Below are 17,648 nucleotides of genomic sequence, written 5' to 3'. Positions count from 1 at the left end.
GCCGTGTTCGTCGTGCGCTGGTCCGCGCGCGGTCGGCGGGTTCTCGGCAGCCTCCTCGATGCCTGGCGCCACACGCGCCGACTGATCGGCACCTCGCTGCGCGAGCGCCCTTTGGCCTGGGCCGGCAACCTGCTTCTCAGCGCCCTGCAGTGGCTGGCACGCTACTCGCTGCTGGTGGCGCTCCTCGGCGCGTTCGGCCTCGATGCCCAGCCGCTGCGGGTGCTCGTGCTCCAGTGGCTTTGCTCGACGCTCATGGCCCTCGTCCCGACGCCGGGCGCCGCCGGGGGGGCGGAGCTGCTCTTTCTCGGGCTGTTCGCGGCCGAGATCCCGGGCCCGTTGCTCCTGCTGCTGATGAGCGCCTGGCGTCTGCTCGGCTACTACCTGCCCACTCTCGTGGCCGTGGGCCTGCTGGCGCTGCCGCGAGGGGAGCCGCGCCTGGAACCGCTGCTCGATGCGTCGCGCGACTGATCCTCGCGTCTGGTCAACGCTTCCTGCTTGATTGCGCCCCGCAGCTTCGCCACAGTAGCCCCCATGGCCACGCTGATCATCGGTGACATCCACGGCTGCTGGGCCGAACTGCAGGCGCTCCTGGACAAGGTGGGCCCCGGCGAACGGGATCTGATCCTCGCGGTGGGCGATCTCGTCAACCGGGGACCCGACTCGCCGCGCGTGCTCGACTTCTTCCGCCAGACGCCGAACGCCGCGAGCATCCGCGGCAACCACGAGGAGCGCCACCTGGAGGCGCGCCGCGGCAACGTGCCGCTGGGCTTCGCCCACGAGGTGGCGCGGCTGCAGTGGAGCGCGGCGGACTACCAGGAGGCGGTGACGGCCATGGGACGTCTCCGCCGGCGCCGTGAGCTGCGCGAGGCCACGGTGGTCCACGCCTACTGGGAGGCCGGTGTGCCGGCGGCGAAGCAGCGGCCGGACATCCTCACGGGCCTGCCCGGCGGCCTCGAGCGGATCTGGGAGCAGCACGCGCGGCCCTGGTACGAGCTCTACGACGGTCCGAAGCCCCTCGTGGTCGGCCACCTCGACTACCTGCAGAACGGGCAGCCCTTCGTCTACGCGGATCGCGTCTGGTGCCTCGACACGGGCTGCGTGCGCGGGGGACGTCTCACCGGCCTCACGCTGCCCGACTTCGCGCTGCACAGCGTGCCGGCCGGCAAGCGCTACTGGCAGGCCCAGCGCAAGGACTTCGCCGACCTGCGCGCCTACGACCCCGACGCCCAGGCCGACCTGACCTGGACCGAGCTCGACACGCTGCTCGAGGACATCGACGGCCGCCACGACCTGCCGCCCGGCCTCGCCGAGCGGCGCGAGCGCCTGCACCGCTTCCGGCGGCGTGCCGAGGCGAGCCTGGACATCCTGCTGGAGGTGCTGGGCAAGCGCAGCCGCGTGATGGCCAAGATCCTCAAGACGCAGCCCGGCTTCGCCGAGCTCAACGGCAAGGAGCAGCGCCGGCGCTTCCGCGAGCGGGCGGGACAGGGCCTCGAGGGACGTCTCCTGCTGCTGGCCTACCGCGGTCGCCTGGGCCGGCGCGCCCTGCGCAAGCGCTTCCCCCGGCCCCGGGACCTGCTGGCGGCCTGCATGACCCTGGGCGTGCCCCTCGCCGACGCCGAGAAGTCGAAATAGCGACGATATAGCAAAGCCGCACGGGGCCTGGGCCGCAAAGGTCCTCGCCCGGACGCCCGCGCGACTTGCGGCGCGTCCCGAAGCGAGTATCATAGCGGTGTTATCGACAATCCCCACTCGGGGCTCCGCTCGGGGCCGTCCCTCCAGATCAGGAGCAGCACATGATCGACTTCAAGCAAGTCAGCCCGCCGACCACGGGCGAGGCCATCACCCTGGGCCCCGACGGCAGCCTGCGCGTGCCCAACCATCCCATCCTGCCCTTCATCGAGGGCGACGGCACCGGCCCCGACATCTGGCGCGCCAGCCAGCGCGTCTTCGACGCCGCGGTGGAGAAGGCCTACGGCGGCAAGCGCAAGATCCACTGGTTCGAGGTCTTCGCGGGCGACAAGAGCCACTCGCAGTTCGGCGAGTGGCTGCCCGAGGACACCCTGAACGCCGTGCGCAAGTACCTGGTGGCCATCAAGGGTCCCCTGACCACGCCGGTGGGCGGCGGAATTCGCAGCCTCAACGTGGCGCTGCGCCAGCAGCTCGACCTCTACGTCTGCCTGCGCCCGGTGAAGTGGTACCCCGGCGTGCCGAGCCCGGTGAAGCGCCCGCAGGACGTCAACATGGTGATCTTCCGTGAGAACAGCGAGGACATCTACGCCGGCGTCGAGTGGGAGGCGGGCACCCCCGAGGCGAAGAAGCTGATGGAGTTCCTGCAGAAGGAGCTGGGCGTCACGAAGGTGCGCTTCCCGGACAGCAGCGGCCTGGGCATCAAGCCCGTGAGCCGTGAGGGCACCGAGCGCCTGGTGGAGGCGGCGATCCGCTACGCCCTCGAGCACGGCCGCAAGAGCCTGACGCTCGTGCACAAGGGCAACATCATGAAGTTCACCGAGGGCGCCTTCAAGAACTGGGGCTACGACCTCGCGCGGCGTGAGTTCGGCAAGCAGACCTTCACCTGGGCCGAGTACGACGAGATCGCCGCCCGCGACGGCGCCGAGGCCGCCAACCGCGCCCAGGCGACGGCGATGGCGGCGGGCAAGCTGCTGGTGAAGGACGTCATCGCCGACGCCTTCCTGCAGCAGATCCTCACCCGCGCCGCCGAGTACGACGTGATCGCCACAATGAACCTCAACGGCGACTACATCAGCGACGCGCTGGCCGCCGAGGTGGGGGGCATCGGCATCGCGCCCGGGGCGAACATCAACTACCACACCGGCCACGCCGTCTTCGAGGCCACGCACGGCACCGCGCCCAAGTACGCGAACCAGGACAAGGTCAACCCGGGCAGCGTGATCCTGAGCGGCAAGCTGATGTTCGAGTACATGGGCTGGCAGGAGGCGGCCGACCTGATCGAGAAGGGTCTGGCCGGGGCCATCGCCGCCAAGACGGTGACCTACGACTTCGAGCGCCTCATGGACGGCTCGCAGCTCCTCAAGTGCAGCGAGTTCGGCGAGGCCATCGTGAAGCACATGGGCTAGCACGACGACGAGAAGTGCAGCGGGACGGGCGCCGGCGACGGCGCCCGTTTCGTTTGTACCCGCCCTCAGAGCGCGTCAGATTCACCTAAAGCTCTCTACCGCAACGGCCGACCTTAAACCCGCCAGCCTGACCCGAAATTACCCCTTCTCAGACGGGGACGCTTTGGGTAGTCTCGGCGACGGTCGGGAAGCGCCGTCCGCGGGACGCCACGGACGGCGACGACCTGCTCAAGCCGCGGGGGAGAAACCGTGAAACGACTGTTCCTTGCCGCGCTCTGCCTGGCCCTGGCGGCGGGCGGCGCCTTCGCGCAGGACATGCACCGGGGAGTCCTCGGTGACGATTCCTGCACGAGCTGTCACGTGGCGGACGGACCGCCCGAGATCGACCGCTCGAACTGCCTGTCTTGCCACGAGGCCATCGACACCGAGCTCTCTGGCCAGCACGGCTTCCACTACAATGAAGTGATCGTCGCCGGCAAGAACTGCGGCGAGTGCCACCTCGAGCACGAGGCGCCGGGCAAGCGGCTGGCGCTCTGGAGCGACGAGCCCAGCATGCGCCGCTTCGATCACAGCCCCACGGGCTTCCCGCTCACAGGCACGCACGCGAAGCTGGACTGCCGCCAGTGCCACAACAGCACGCTGGCGATGCAGGGCGTGAGCGCGCGCGAGGACCAGACGAAGACCTTCCTCGGCCTCAGCGCCAGCTGCACGGGCTGCCACGAGGGGCCGCACGGCCGCGACATGGACTGCGCGCAGTGCCACCAGCCCACGTCCTTCAATCAGCTCCTCGCCAAGCCCAGTTTCGACCACGCGGCCGAGACGGGCTTCGCGCTGGTAGGCAACCACGAGAACGCGAGCTGCGACGACTGCCACCAGGACCTGCGCTTCTCGCGCATCGGCGTGCAGTGCGTGGACTGTCACCGCGACATCAACCACCGCGGCGAACTGGGCTTCGACTGCGCGAAGTGCCACGAGCCCCACGACTGGACGCTCTCGACCGCGCGCCTCGTGGAGCACACGCAGACGCGCTTCCCGCTCATGGGCCGCCACGCGGTGATGGACTGCGAGGCCTGCCACACGAACGTCCAGCACGACGAGTACACGGGCCTGCCCACCGACTGCATCGGCTGCCACAGCGGCGACTACCTGGGCACCGCGAGCCCGAACCACAGCGCGCTGGGCTTCGGCACCGACTGCCAGGAGTGCCACTCCGTGAACGACATGTTCTGGAGCGAGGCGCGCTTCGAGCATCCGGTGAGCTTTGCGGCGACGCCGGGGCACATCGGCGTGGACTGCGCGAGCTGCCACCGCCCGGGCCAGGTGACGCCGGCCCTGGACGACTGCCTCGCCTGCCACCGCGCGAACAACCCGCCGCACATCGCGGGCGGCTTCCCGACGGACTGCTCCGAGTGCCACCTGCCGACGACCTTCGCCGGCGTGACGAGCTACTCGCACAACGCGTCGGGTTTCCCCGGCGGCGTGGGTCAGCACGCGGCGGCGGACTGCAACGCCTGCCACACGTCGAACACCTACGCGGGCCTGCCGGCGGACTGCTTCATCTGCCACAACGCGGAGTACTACAACGCCGCGTCGCCCAATCACCGGGATCTGGGTTTCCCCACGACCTGTGAGGACTGCCATCAGCCCACGGACTGGCACGATACGCTCGGCCTCCGGGGCCAGCGCTGGGAGGTGACGCGATGACGCGCCGCACACTCTGGGCCGTCGCCCTGCTGCTCGTTCTCGCTCTGCCGGCCGTGGCCGGCACCGGGGGCATCCTCGTGGTGAACGCGAGTTCGGTCTACATCGACCGTGGCGCGGCCGACGGGCTGCGCGAGGGCGACGTGGTGGCCGTCCAGCGCGACGGCCAGGAGATCGGCACGCTGCAGGTGGCGTATGCGGCCACGCATTCGTCGTCCTGCACGGTGCTCGCCTCCACCGCCTCCTTCGCGAGTGGCGACCGTGTGGGCTACCGCAGCGAGACGCCCATCGCCACCGATCTGCCCCAGACCGGCAAGCCGAAGCTCGCCATGGCCGGGCACGGCGACGGCGGCCTCAACCTCCACGGCACGCTGGCCGCCGAGTGGCGGTCCTTCACCGACGACAGCGAGGCCGGCGAGGACTTCACCCAGCCGGCCTTCGCCGCGCACATCGACGGCGACAACCTCTGGGGACGGCCCCTGGACCTGCGCCTGCGCGTGCGCAGCAAGTACAGCCAGCGCAGCCGCGAGATCGACGAGGAGCGCCCGCAGGACGAGTGGCTGCACCGCGTCTACGAGGCCGCGCTGGTGTGGAACTGCCCGAAGTTCCCCTATCGCCTGTCGGCGGGACGTCTCTACAACGGCGATCTGCCCGGCGCCGGCAACTGGGACGGCCTCGAGTTCCAGTACAACTTCGGTCCGCGCTGGAGCGCGGGCGCCCTGAGCGGCTACACGCCGGGTCTCATCAACAGCGCGTTCGACAAGGACAAGCAGACCTACGGCGCCTACCTGCTCTTCCACGACGGAGCGCTCGGCGACAACCGCTACCGCGGCAGCCTGGGCTGGGTGGGCCAGTACGACGGCCACGTGGCCAGCCGCGAGTTCATCAACATGCGCAACACGATTCAGTACGAGCAGCTGAGCGTCTACCAGACGCTGGAGTTCGACATGAATCGCGACTGGCGCGAAGAGGCCCAGGGCGAGAGCAGCACGCTGAGCCGTCTGAACGCGGGCGTGATCTACCGCGTGACGCCGGCCCTGCGCCTGCGCCTCAGCTACGACCGCTGGGACCCCGTGCGCGACCTCTACAACCGGGAGATCCCCGACAGCCTCTACACGCTCACCCTGCAGCAGGGCCTGAAGGCCGGCGCGTCGCTGCGCGTCACGCGTCAGGTCACGGTGGGTGCGAGCGTCGGCTACCGCGACAAGGAGAGCGAGGACAAGCGTCCGGTGTTCTTCAACGGCGATCTCTCGGTGACGGACCTCGCCGGCAGCGGCGTGAACGCCCAGGCGCGCTACGCCTACGCCGACGGCCGCTTCACCCGCACGCAGGTGCCGAGCCTGGATCTGCAGCGCCGCTTCGGCCACGCGCTGGACCTGGGACTCGGCTTCGGCGTGAGGAACTACGAGGGCGTCGAGGCCGAGAGCGCTCTCGCCGACCAGAGCAGCTCGTACGTCCGCGTCTACGGCGGCTATCGCCTCTCCCGCGAGGTCTCCCTGCAGGGGATCTACGGGCACACGGGCGGAGACGTGGGGGCGGGGAATCTGGTGCAGCTGCGGCTCGCCTACCGACTCTAGGTCCAGCGGCGTAGCAGACGCAACCGGGCCCCTTCCTCGCTGCTCGCGCTCCTAAGCTCGCGGCGAGAAAGGGGCCCGGTCGCGTTTGCCACCCCGTGCACCCCGAGGTCCATGCGCTCGCGGCGAGAAGAGGTCCGGGCCGTGCCGCTACGAGCATGCCGGGTCGGAGGCGGTAGGCCAGCCGAGCGGTGCGTCGCTTTGCAGCTGGCCGGGTCGGAGGCGGTAGGCCGGCCGAGAATCGGGCGTCGCGGGGTTTCGCCGGCGGCGGCGAATGGCTACCCTGCGTGGGCGGGGGAGCCGCCGGGGAGGGAGCATGCGCGCCGATCGCATCCTGGAGACCTGCATCTACGTGGACGACCTGGACGTCGCCGAGGACTTCTACGCGCGCGTGCTGGGCCTGGAGCGCATCACCCGCGACCCGACGCGGCACGTGTTCTTCCGCTGCGGGCGGGGCATGCTGCTGATCTTCAACCCGGCGGAGACGGCGCTGGACGGCCGCGCGCCGGCCCACGGCGCCCACGGGCCGGCGCACGTGACCTTCGCCATGGCGGCCGACGCGATCCCCGCCTGGCGCGACTGGCTGGCCGAGCAGCGCGTGGCGATCGAGCGGGAGGTGGACTGGCCAGGCGGCGGTTTCAGCCTCTACTTCCGCGATCCGGCGGGAAACAGCCTGGAACTGGCCACGCCGCGGCTCTGGTTCCACGACGAGTGATCGGCCGCCGCCGGCCTTTGTGTTGACCCTCACGCGGACGCGTCGTACAACGGTTGCCGTGAACACCCTTCTATCAGCCACGCAGGCCCTGGGCCGGAACGTCCTCGGGCTCCTGGAGGAGATCGGCGGCGGCGCCATCCTGTCCTGGCGCGTCTTCCGCGCCACGCCGAAGCTCTTCTCCACCTGGCGGCTGACCATGGACCAGATGCTGGAGATCGGCAACCGGTCCATGCCGCTGGTCTTCGTGGTGTCGGTGTTCACGGGCGCGGTGACGGCCGTGCAGGCCAGCTACCAGTTCCAGGCCTGGGTGCCGCTCATCCTGCTGGGCAGCACGGTGCACCGGTCGGTGATCATCGAGCTGGGGCCGGTGCTGACGGCGCTGGTGGTGGGCGGGCGCGTCTCGGCCTCCATCGCCGCCGAGCTGGGCACCATGAAGGTGACCGAGCAGGTGGACGCCCTCGAGGCCATGGCCATCGACCCCGTCCGCTTCCTCGTGCTGCCGCGCTTCTGGGCGGCCACGATCATGCTGCCGGTGATCACGGCGCTGGCGGACGTCCTCGCCCTGGGCGGCGCCTACGTGGTGGCGCTGCTCACGGTGGACGGCATGACGCACCACCTCTTCATGGAGGGCGTCAAACTCAACTTCTACATGAAGGACCTGGTGGCGGGCCTCGTGAAGGCGCTGTTCTTCGGCATGATCATCGCGTCGAGCGGCAGCTTCTACGGACTGCGCGCCGGCGGCGGCGCCGAGGGCGTGGGCCGCGCCACGATGAAGGCCGTCGTGGCCAACTGCCTGATGATCCTGGTGCTGGACTACTTCCTCGCCGCGGTACTCTTCCAGATGATCTTCGGAGGCGGCAAGTGATCCAGGTGCGCGGCCTCGAGAAGACCTTTGGCGGCGTGCCCGTGCTGCGCGGCGTCGACCTGGACATCGAGCGCGGCGAGACGCTGGTCATCATCGGCCGCAGCGGCAGCGGCAAGAGCGTGCTGGTGAAGCACCTGCTGGGCCTGATCAGGCCGGACGCCGGGAGCATCACCTTCGACGGCGAGGAGGTCACGGGCCTGCGCGGCAAGGCGCTCTTCGAGCTGCGCAAACGCTTCGGCTATCTCTTCCAGGGCGCGGCGCTCTTCGACTCGCTGACCGTGGGGGAAAACGTGGGACTCGGCCTCAAGGAGCACGGCCGACTGCCCGATCTTGAGATCGAGAAGGTCGTCGCCGAGCGCCTGGCGATGGTGGGGCTCGAGGGGATCGAGGCGAAGAAGCCGGCCGAGCTGTCGGGCGGGATGAAGAAGCGCGTGGGCCTGGCCCGCGCCATCGCCATGGATCCCGAGGTGATGATCTACGACGAGCCCACCACCGGCCTCGATCCGATCATGGCCGACGTGATCAACGACCTGATCCTGGAGCTGCAGCGCAAGCTGGACATCACGTCGGTGGTCGTGACCCACGACATGGTGAGCGCCACGAAGATCGCCGACCGCATCAGCATGCTCTACGAGGGGCGCATCATCTTCACGGGCACGTCGGAGGCCCTGCGCGCGACCGACGACCCCTACGTCCGCCAGTTCGTGGAAGGCCGCAGCCAGGGGCCGATCAAGGTCCGCTAGAGGAGGACAGCGTGAGAGGCAACGTGGAACTGCGAGTGGGTCTGCTGGTGATCCTGGCGATCGTGGCCATGACCACCTGGCTGCTCTTCCTCAAGGAGTTCAAGTTCAAGACCGACACCTACCCGCTGACGGTGGAGTTCGGCCAGGTGGCGGGAATCAAGGCCGGCGCGCCGGTGGACATCCTCGGCGTGACGCGCGGCAAGGTGTCGAGCGTGGAGCTGCTGCAGGACCGCGTGCGCGTGGGCCTGGAGATCGACGAAGGCACCTTCGTGGGCACCGACGCCCAGGTGATGCTCGTCACCGATCTCTTCAACCCGACGGCCGTGCGCATCGAGCCGGGGCGTTCCACCGAGGCGATCCAGCCCGGCGCCACGCTCAGGGGCTCGAGCGGCACGGACATCGCGCAGCTCATGGGCGAGGGCGCGCGGCTGGTGACCAGCCTCAGCGCGCTGGCGGCGCGGCTGGACAGCATCAGCGCGGGAGGGCGGCTCGACGCCCTGGCCACCGACCTCGAGGGCGGCGTGCGCGAGCTGCGCGCGTGGACGGGCGAGAGCCGTCACCAGACGGGCGCCGTGCTGAAGCGCGTGGATCGGCTCACGGGGGATCTGGAGCGCTTCCTGGACGAGAACGCCGAGCCCGTCAGCCAGACCGTCGAGCAGATGGGCAAGGCGGCCCAGCGCGCCGACAGCCTGGCCGTGGACCTCGGGCGCCTCACCCGCAGCCTCACGCGCATCAGCGAGGGGCTCGAGGCGGGCGAGGGGACGCTGGGGATGGCGCTCACGTCGCCGGCGCTGCACGACTCGATCGTGCACACGGTGTCGCGCCTGGACAGCCTGATCGCCGAGATCAAGGCCAACCCGAAGAAGTTCGTGAGCTTCTCGTTGTTCTAGGAAAGCCAGACGCTCATTGTGGAGCATTCGCGTGACATTGTCTGTTTGTCGTTGACCTATCCCCCCCCCTGTGAGATGCTCAAGTTTATCAACTTGGACATCGGGGGTGGCCGGATGTTGCGGTATCACACTGGAGTCTCACGCGATGCTAACTACAACGTCCTGGCCCAGGCCCACGTTCACGCCTACCTCCCCGGGACGCAGACCTACGTTGCGACCTTCTCAGACGAACTTGGTGCCGTACCAGTTCAACAGCCACTGACATCCGACGCACAAGGCAACTACAGCTTCTACACCCCCGAGCCCATCGTCGACTTGCGCTACGTGACGGCGCTGACGCCGGCTCTGAATCTTTATGATGTGCCGATTCAGGCCCGTCAGACGCCCTTTGTGGTGAGTGTCGAAAGCTTTGGCGCCAAGGGCGATGGTGTCACGGATGATCGTACCGCCATCCAGGCTGCAGTCGACGCGGCTACTGGGATAGGCCCAGGCAGCACCGTTCGGTTTAGGCCTGGCAGAACATATCGTATCCTGGGCGAAGTACTCGTGCAGGAGACACTCACGCTCGACCTCTCCGGGGCGGTGATCGAGCACACTGCCACAGCCTCCGTCGGGGGCTTGTTCCGGTTCCGAGCGCCGCAGCAATTCGCCATCACTTGGCCCACCGATGTCGAAGCAGGTACCCGGGAGTGGCTGGAACAGGACCCGCCATACAGCCAGGGGGACTACCTTCTCTTTACGACTGACTACGACTGGATCGATCGGCAGTACAAGTATGGCAACACCCACTACGGACAGGCCTTTCTCGTCGAAAGAGTGGATGGAGGCACGGTGACGGTCTCGGACGCGTTCATCCAAGGCATGAAGGCATCGGACGGAATACAACTGCGTTCCTTCAAGCGGATCGGCCCGGTCATCCGCGGAGGTGAGATTCGGACTGACGACAGCCAGGCTGGCGGAGGACAGCCCGGAGTCAGCTACTGTATCCGCTTTTGCCACTGTGTTCAGCCCCGGATTGAGGGTACACGGCTAAATGGGCTGGAGTATCAATACTCGGCGTACGTGCGCTTCGAGCACTGCTTCGGACCCGTGGCAGATGGAGTCATACTGAGTTCAGTGAACCTTCCGCGCGGATCCACTGACGGCGTCTATGGCGTGCACTTTGCCGGGGCCACATCGCACGGACAGCTGTTGAACTCCGATTCCCACGGCCTAAGACATTTCTCGGATGTCACGTGGGCCGATCTCGAGAACGATGACGGTGATGTTCTGCTCTCGCGTGTCTGCGGCGTGTTCTGGTCACTCACTCGGTGTTGCAGGGCCTTCGACTCGGTGAATAGTGGTTTCGGGCCCCATGGCGCAGGCCGCTACTTCGACTTTGTCGATTGCCAGGCGATCAATGGGAGCGGTGCGGGGTTCTCCACGAGGGTAAGCTACACGCGCTACCTCAACTGCCGTGCGGAAAGCCCGGGTGTGGAGAGCTACGCTTTCGACTTCGGGGGCGGTATCCAACTGCCGACAGACGACCAAGGTCAGCCATCGGGAGATGGTGAGACATTGGCCTTTGGGGGGCAGAACCCTCTCGTTGGCTGCGAGATGGTCAACTGCACGCAGGAGGGCTACCAGAAGGGCCTCTTCCGCGTCTGCAACATGTCGAGCCTGATCGTTCGTGACTGCAATCTGGAGCTCCCCAATCGCCTGGATGACGACGTCCCTTACTACTGGTTCTTCGGGCACTTCGATTACAGCAATCCGCGCCGCTGGCAGAGCGGCTGGCGATACCTCCCGGGGGATTGGGTGAGAGATGCGTGGCAGGTGGGAGACGTCTGGCACTATGGAATCTACGAGTGTGTTGACACCCAGGAAGGGCCTTCCTTTGACCCACCGCATACAGCTTCGGGCAGCCTGTGGACTCCGATCGACGGAGACGTCGGCCACCCCTCGCCCATACGCGGCCAGCTGGTCATCCGGAACTGCCGGTTCATCCACCAGGGCTCAGGCTGGTACTACAGTGGGCTGCACCCAGACTTCGGCTTTAAGGGTCCGTTCGTCTTTCCGGTGCTCGTTGAGCTCGATGGTGTTGAGTCGAGCCCCGCGTGGCGGGACGGATACTTTGGTCTGTTTCTGTGGTCCTTCCGTGTGATACTCGCCGCACTCAAGATCAGACTGTTCGATAGCAGCATGTCGTATGCGCTGTGCCTCAAACTGCCCGGAGAGGGGGTGTTCCCTCCGATGATGATAAGCGGTGAGGTGGTTCCAGCGGAGGTAAGGATCTTTAATTGCGAACTGGAGGGAGACGATGGCTCTTGGAGCATCTCTGCTGGGGGAAGTGGGGAGTATACTTTGAGTGGTAGCAACCTGGATGAGTCGGGTGCCCACCGGTTGCTTGGCCCTCTTGAGGTCTCCGGGGACGCCTCAATTGACGGGAGCATCGTCAGTCAGGCCCGGGTGAAGGCGGGGGCAGGTCTTGCGCTCGGGAACGCGCAGGACGTCCCGTCCGGCTTTCCCGGCGACTCGCAGAAGATCATGATGGTGTATGACATGGAGGGCAACGAACTAGGCTACCTGTTGACCTACTCTCTACCGTCCTAGCCAGTCATCCTTTCGGCGGACCATGGCAAGGGAGGACGTGCATGTTTGCCAACGCACTTCATCCAGGGAAGCGAGTGAGGCGAGCCGTGGGGGCGTTAGTGGTGCCCTTGGCGCTGGCAGGCCTTTCGGCTCCCAGCTTCGCGGCCATCTTGGTTCCCGTCGATTACTCCAGCGTCGGCGATGCGCTCCTGCACGCCTATGCAGGCGATTCCGTGCTCGTCGCATGTGGTACGTACCTGGAATCGGGTCTGGTCCTGCGTCCTGGTGTGACGTTGCTGAGCGAGGCCGGGGATCCATCTTGCGTCACCATCGAGGGCGGATACGAAGGTTCAATCATCACCTGCGCGAATGGCACCGAGGTCGCCCGACTTGGAGGCCTGACTCTGGCGCACGGGGGCTGGCTCGAGCAGCTCTCGCAGAGGGGCGGAGGAATCAATGCCAGGAACTGCAGCATCGAGATCAGAAATTGCCAGTTTGAGGAAGACTTCGGGGGAGACAAAGGCGGGGCGATCTATGCCGAAGGTGCGACCCTCGAGATCATGGCCTCCGAGTTCCACGCGAATCAGGGCACGGGGGCCCTTGATGGGGGGGGCGAGGGAGGCGCCATCGCATGCTACCTGTCTACCCTTGGGATCGAAGGCTGCCTGTTCTTCGACAACTGCGCTGACCACAATCTCGGCGGCTCCGGCGGAGCGATATTCGCCAACAGGTCGGCTGTCGATATCGTCGACAGCGAGTTCGTTGGGAACTGGACTTACGGTGTCGCGGGTGCAATCTACGCGCTGAACAGCGCCTCCGTACACGCTGATGGCACGCTATTCATGGAAAACCGAGGCGGGTATTTTGCTTCGTGCATTGGTGGTGGAGGTTCTCTGGATATGGTCGGATGTCTGGTTGTGACCGCCGCGTCAAACATAAGCTCCATCTCGGAAATCCACATGGGTCCGAGCGAGACACTCCTGGTGTCCCAGTCGACCTTCGTAGCGCTCGGGACACCCTACGACAGCGCCATTCTCAGCGGGGGAGTCGATCCTCAGATAATCAACTCCCTCTTCATCGTCACCGAGGGCATGAAGGCATATGGCTGGGCCAGCGCGGTTCCCAGCTTCGAGTGCTGCAACATATACTCCTCTGCGGGCGATGCATGGGTCGATAGCTACGCTGATCAACTCGGCGTGAACGGCAACATCGAAGCTGACCCACAGTTTTGCGGCATTCCGGGTAGCGGGAACTACTACCTGCAGAGTGACTCGCCCTGCGCGCCAGCCAACAACTCCTGTGGCGAACTCATCGGCGCCCTCCCGGTGAACTGCGATACGGTGACGACGCAGGAGACGAGCATGAGCGCTATCAAGTCGCTGTATTAGCCACCTGGCACGTAGGCTCAGCGCAGCAGGACGAACTTGCAGGTCGCAGTCTCGCCGCCCGCCCGCGCGCGGGCGAAGTAGATGCCGCTGGGCAGAGGCCGGCCGGCCTCGTCGTCGCCCGACCACTCCAGAGTGCTCAGGTCGCCCGCGCCCGCGGGGAGCCTGCGGCTGGCGACCCGCCGGCCGCGCAGGTCGTAGATGGCGAGCTCGATCGGCCCGCGCTGCGCGGCGGCCTCGCCCAGCGTGAAGCGGATCGGCGCCGGGCCCGGATTCGGCCAGGGATGCAGCGCCGCTTCGGCGGGTTCACCGACCGGCGGCGCGTCGACGAGCGGTGCAGGCCCGCGGACGTAGTCGCCCACGCGCTCGAAGCCCACCGGGACCTGGGCCGCCAGCACGGCGACGGCCTCTGGCGCCCAGACGCGGAAGCTGTCCACGTAGGCCGAGATCCGCACCGTGTCGCCCTCGCAGCCGGCGCTGGCCGCGGGCCAGAGCGTGATGAGTCGCTGGCCGTCCTCGATGAGGCGGGTGCCGTCCACCAGCAGCGTGCGCTTGGCGCCGTTCTCGCGCTCCACGAGTCCCCAGGAACCGTCGAGCGTGTCGGCGTCGGCGATCATGGAGAAGACGCCCCGCTGCAGCAGCAGCTTCCGCTCGCGCGCGCCGCGGGTCGAGTAGATGCGCTGGCCGCCGAGGTAGTTCTCCCGCAGCACGACGGGCTCCTCCTCGCCGGGCCGCAGGGGCGCCATCTGCCAGACGAATTCCGCCGAGCTGGTCACCAGCCCCACGTCCAGCACGCGGCTGTCGGGGTCCTCGTTCTGGTTGTCGAAGGTGTTCGCCGCCCAGTCCACCGCCCCCGGGTCCGGCGACAGGAGCTGCATGCGCAGCGTGCCGTCCGGCGTGCTGGCGTGCCAGAGCCCGTTGCCGGCGAAGCTGAGCGCGGCGTCCTGGCCCAGGTGCATGCGCCAGTCGATGCGGGTGGCGGACACGTCCAGCGGGTCGATGCGGTCGCGGATCCACAGCGTGGGCAGCTCGCCGCCCTGCCCCGGCAGCAGCAGGAACTCGCGCCAGGCGCGGCGCATGGGGTTGCCGCCGTCGTAGCCCCAGGACCAGATGATCCCGTCGAAGGGGTAGTCGGGATCGTTGAAGTGCGAGTGCGTGGTGTAGGCGGCGGTCATGTCGGCGCGCAGCGCCTCCCAACGCGGTCCGGCGAGGAAGCGCCGCAGCTTGCCATCGGTGCCGATTGACGACCCCGCATTGTGCTGCCCCTTGCTGCCCACCAGCGGCAGGCTGTGCGCCTCCGTCTCCTTGGCGGGCAGCCCCGCGCCGTTGTCCAGCGCGAAGCCGTGACCGAAGGCGCGCAGCGTGAAGTTGCCCACGTCCTCCTGCGCGTGGCCGCCGCGGAACTGCGCCGCCTCCAGGGTGACGGCGAAGCTGTCCTCGAGCGGATCGCCCGGCCACGCCGTGCGGTAGACCCAGAAGCCGGCGTCCGGGAAGAAGCGGCCGTGGGGGAAGCTCTCGGGGCCGGTCTCGGGGCCGCTGCGGTGCCAGAGGATCGTCGCGACGGGATCGCTCTCGAGGCCGAGGTCGTGGCCCAGGTCGCCGGACGTGCGGCGCAGCAGCCAGCGCGCGAAGTCGGGCTTGGGGCCGAAGGCCGTGGCGAACTCGAAGAGGCTGTGATGCCGGCTCGCGATGAAGGTGTTGGTGATGTGGTCGTTGCGGTTCAGGAAGGCGCCGCCGCCCTCGTCGAAGGCCTGGTAGGCGGTGCACTCGAGGATGGCCTCGAGCTGATCCGGGTCCCAGGGCCGCGCGTGCAGCCGGTCGAGCGCGTTCCAGGTGGGCAGCAGCGTCCGGAAGGCCCAGACCATGTAGCCGAGTCCTTCGCGATAGCCGCCGTCCCGGCTGACCATCTGGCTCAGCCCGAAGTCGATGTACTCCTGCCCCACCGCGAGGCCCTGCTGCACGGCGGGATCGCCAGGCAGGTCGGCCTCCAGCGCCAGCGCGGCGAGCGTGATCATGGCGCCGATGCTGATGCCCTTGTTGCTCACGTAGGGGTTGTAGAGGAAGCGCGTGTAGTCGAAGCTCGTGCACATCTCGCGCATGTAGAGGAGCATCTCGTCGGCGATGGTGTCACGTTCGGCGCTCGTGGCGGCCCAGCCCGCGAGATCGTAGCCCCAGGCGAGGTTGTGCAGGCGCAGGCTCACGCCGAGCGTGGCCAGGAAGGGGTCCTGCTCGGTGTCGAACTCCCGGCACTGCCAGAGCAGGGCGTCGATGACCGCGCGCGCGTCGGTGGCGGCCGCCGGCCCCGGGTCGAGTGTCGACAGCAGCGCCAGTTTTTCCACGTGGTCGAAACCGTAGTAATAGTCGAGCAGCGAGTCGGGCTCCAGCGTGACGAGCTGCGCCGCCGCGGTCTGCGTCTCCAGCCACACGGCACGGCGCGTGGGATCGGTCTGGATGGCGGCGTAGATGCCGTCCACGTCCTCGGCACCGAGGAGCAGGCGCGGATGATGCTCTTCGTAGGGGGGAAGCTCCGCCCGCACGACGCCGGCGCCCAGCGGAGCGAGCAGGGCGACGCCCAGCGCGATCCGGAGCGCCCGGGTCGCCAGCCGGCGGTGAGGGGTGCGCGACGGCCAGTGGCGGGGCATGGATGCCTTCGAATCCTGTGGCGCGGGGCGTGGGACCCCCGCAGGACGCCCCAATGATAGCAGGGCGCGCGAATCCCCCGCAAGTTCCGCACCCTCCCGGCGCGGCCTCCTATCTGCTATAATCCGACTTCTAAACCCTTTGGAGGTGGGACGTGGAGCTTCGTCGCGTGGCGTTGGCCGCGCTGCTGCTGGGCGGCGCCTTGCTGCTGGGTACCTCGTGCGACGACAACAGCACGACGAGCGTCCACGTGCGCCGCTGCACGATCGTGGTGGAGACCTTTCCCGTCCAACTCGCCGCGCCCTGGCGCCTGACGAGCCCCGACAGCACGCTCCGGGCCGGGAGCGGGTCCATCGTCCTCGAAGACATGCGCACCGGCCAGTACACGCTGGAGTGGCTGCCGCTCGCGGGCTGGACGCCGCCGCTGGAGAATCCGCGCATCCGCTTCGTGGACGACGGCGAGACGGGCTACTTCACCGGCACCTACACCTCCGGGTCGCAGCTGGGCACGCTGATTGTCGACGCGGCGCCCGACTACCTGGACGCCCCCTGGAGCGTGACGCTCCCCAGCGGGGCCACGGCCTCCGGCAGCGGCGACGCCACCCTGCCCGACCTGCCGCCTGGCACCTACACCATCACCTGGGGCGCCGTGGCCGACTGGAACGCGCCGCACCCCAATCCCGTGGCCGGGGAGCTCATGGTCGGCGACTCGCTCACCTTCACCGGGGCCTACAGCTACGCCCTGCCCACGGGCACGATCGCGATCGACCCCGACCCGGACTACATCGCCGCGCCCTGGTCGCTGAGCGGACCCGGCGGCTACACGGCCGAGGGCCAGGGCGACCAGACCCTCGACGGCGTTCCGCTCGGCGAGTACGAACTCACCTGGGGCGACGTGGAGTACTACTTCCCGCCCGCGGAGAACCCCGCCGCCGGCGCGCTCGACGAACTGACGCCGCTCGTCTTCAGCGGCGAGTATCAGCCCACCGGCGAGGGCGACCACATCGGCATCTACGCCGACTCGCTCGGCGCGGTGACGAGCGTGGTCATCGAGCCCAACGTGGTCACCACGCTCTACATCGTCGCCCACCTGCCGAGTCTCGGCGACCTTCGCCTGCAGGCGGTGGACTTCGCCGTGCCGGCGTGGTTCGACCCCGGGAGCCTGGGCATCACGGACCTGCAGTGGCGCACCGACCTGCTCGTCGGCAACATCCGCGATGGGATCACGATGGCCTTCGAAGGCGACGGTCCGGTGACGGACGCGCTGGACAACATCGTCCTGGGCTCGGCAAGGGTCGTGAGCCTCGACGCCTCGTGGCCCGCGCCGAACACGCGGATCACGGTCCAGGGCAGCGAGCAGGACCTGCCGCTGGTCGTCGATGAGAACTCGCTGGAACGCCTCGTGCTGGGCGACTCGCTGCTCGTGAACCCGCTGCTGCGCCTGCCCTGAGGCGAGCAAGCCCCCCCAT

At 67.9% G+C, this 17,648-nt stretch carries 13 protein-coding genes; 12 read left to right on the top strand and 1 reads right to left on the bottom strand.

Annotated elements, in window-relative coordinates; all coding sequences use genetic code 11:
* The 11 genes from H6693_09750 to H6693_09700 form a co-directional block, all read left to right on the top strand.
* Positions 1-468, top strand: a 468-nt coding sequence (locus tag H6693_09750) for a flippase-like domain-containing protein (GenBank protein ID MCB9516464.1), incomplete at its 5' end; no start/stop codon positions are given.
* Between the two features lie 63 nt (positions 469-531).
* On the top strand, positions 532-1,632 hold the full coding sequence (locus tag H6693_09745; protein MCB9516463.1) for a metallophosphoesterase: 1,101 nt from the start codon (positions 532-534) through the stop codon (positions 1,630-1,632).
* A gap of 161 nt (positions 1,633-1,793) precedes the next feature.
* Positions 1,794-3,095 carry an NADP-dependent isocitrate dehydrogenase gene (gene icd / locus H6693_09740; protein MCB9516462.1) on the top strand — a complete coding sequence of 434 codons (1,302 nt, stop codon included), beginning with the start codon at positions 1,794-1,796 and terminating at the stop codon, positions 3,093-3,095.
* Between the two features lie 249 nt (positions 3,096-3,344).
* On the top strand, positions 3,345-4,799 hold the full coding sequence (locus tag H6693_09735; GenBank protein MCB9516461.1) for a hypothetical protein: 1,455 nt from the start codon (positions 3,345-3,347) through the stop codon (positions 4,797-4,799).
* Complete coding sequence (locus tag H6693_09730; protein ID MCB9516460.1) at positions 4,796-6,373, top strand: hypothetical protein; 1,578 nt, start codon at positions 4,796-4,798, stop codon at positions 6,371-6,373. The genes H6693_09735 and H6693_09730 overlap by 4 nt, the downstream gene beginning before the upstream one ends.
* Before the next feature lie 313 nt (positions 6,374-6,686).
* A complete protein-coding gene (locus tag H6693_09725) occupies positions 6,687-7,085 on the top strand; it encodes a VOC family protein (protein MCB9516459.1) in 399 nt (132 codons plus the stop codon).
* Positions 7,086-7,224: 139 nt separating this feature from the next.
* Entirely contained in the window at positions 7,225-7,950 is a 726-nt protein-coding gene (locus H6693_09720) for an ABC transporter permease (protein ID MCB9516458.1), read from the top strand.
* Entirely contained in the window at positions 7,947-8,693 is a 747-nt protein-coding gene (locus H6693_09715; protein ID MCB9516457.1) for an ABC transporter ATP-binding protein, read from the top strand. Before H6693_09720 ends, H6693_09715 begins: the two co-directional genes overlap by 4 nt.
* 11 nt (positions 8,694-8,704) lie before the next feature.
* Positions 8,705-9,583 carry an MCE family protein gene (locus H6693_09710; GenBank protein ID MCB9516456.1) on the top strand — a complete coding sequence of 293 codons (879 nt, stop codon included), beginning with the start codon at positions 8,705-8,707 and terminating at the stop codon, positions 9,581-9,583.
* Between the two features lie 75 nt (positions 9,584-9,658).
* A complete protein-coding gene (locus tag H6693_09705) occupies positions 9,659-12,175 on the top strand; it encodes a hypothetical protein (protein MCB9516455.1) in 2,517 nt (838 codons plus the stop codon).
* A 41-nt stretch (positions 12,176-12,216) separates the two neighbouring features.
* Positions 12,217-13,542 (top strand): hypothetical protein, encoded by a 1,326-nt coding sequence (locus tag H6693_09700; GenBank protein ID MCB9516454.1) that lies wholly within the window; start codon positions 12,217-12,219, stop codon positions 13,540-13,542.
* A 17-nt stretch (positions 13,543-13,559) separates the two neighbouring features.
* On the opposite strand, the gene H6693_09695 is transcribed toward H6693_09700, so the two are convergent.
* Positions 13,560-16,181 carry a hypothetical protein gene (locus H6693_09695; GenBank protein MCB9516453.1) on the bottom strand — a complete coding sequence of 874 codons (2,622 nt, stop codon included), beginning with the start codon at positions 16,179-16,181 and terminating at the stop codon, positions 13,560-13,562.
* 152 nt (positions 16,182-16,333) lie between these two features.
* On the opposite strand from H6693_09695, the gene H6693_09690 reads away from it, so the two are divergent.
* Complete coding sequence (locus H6693_09690; protein MCB9516452.1) at positions 16,334-17,629, top strand: hypothetical protein; 1,296 nt, start codon at positions 16,334-16,336, stop codon at positions 17,627-17,629.
* The last annotated feature ends 19 nt before the right edge of the window (positions 17,630-17,648 follow it).

The organism is Candidatus Latescibacterota bacterium (assembly GCA_020633725.1).
Taxonomy (GTDB): Bacteria; Krumholzibacteriota; Krumholzibacteriia; order JACNKJ01; family JACNKJ01; genus VGXI01.
The sequence above is the reverse complement of the archived record's forward strand: the minus strand, read 5'-3'. Positions and strand labels throughout refer to the sequence as shown.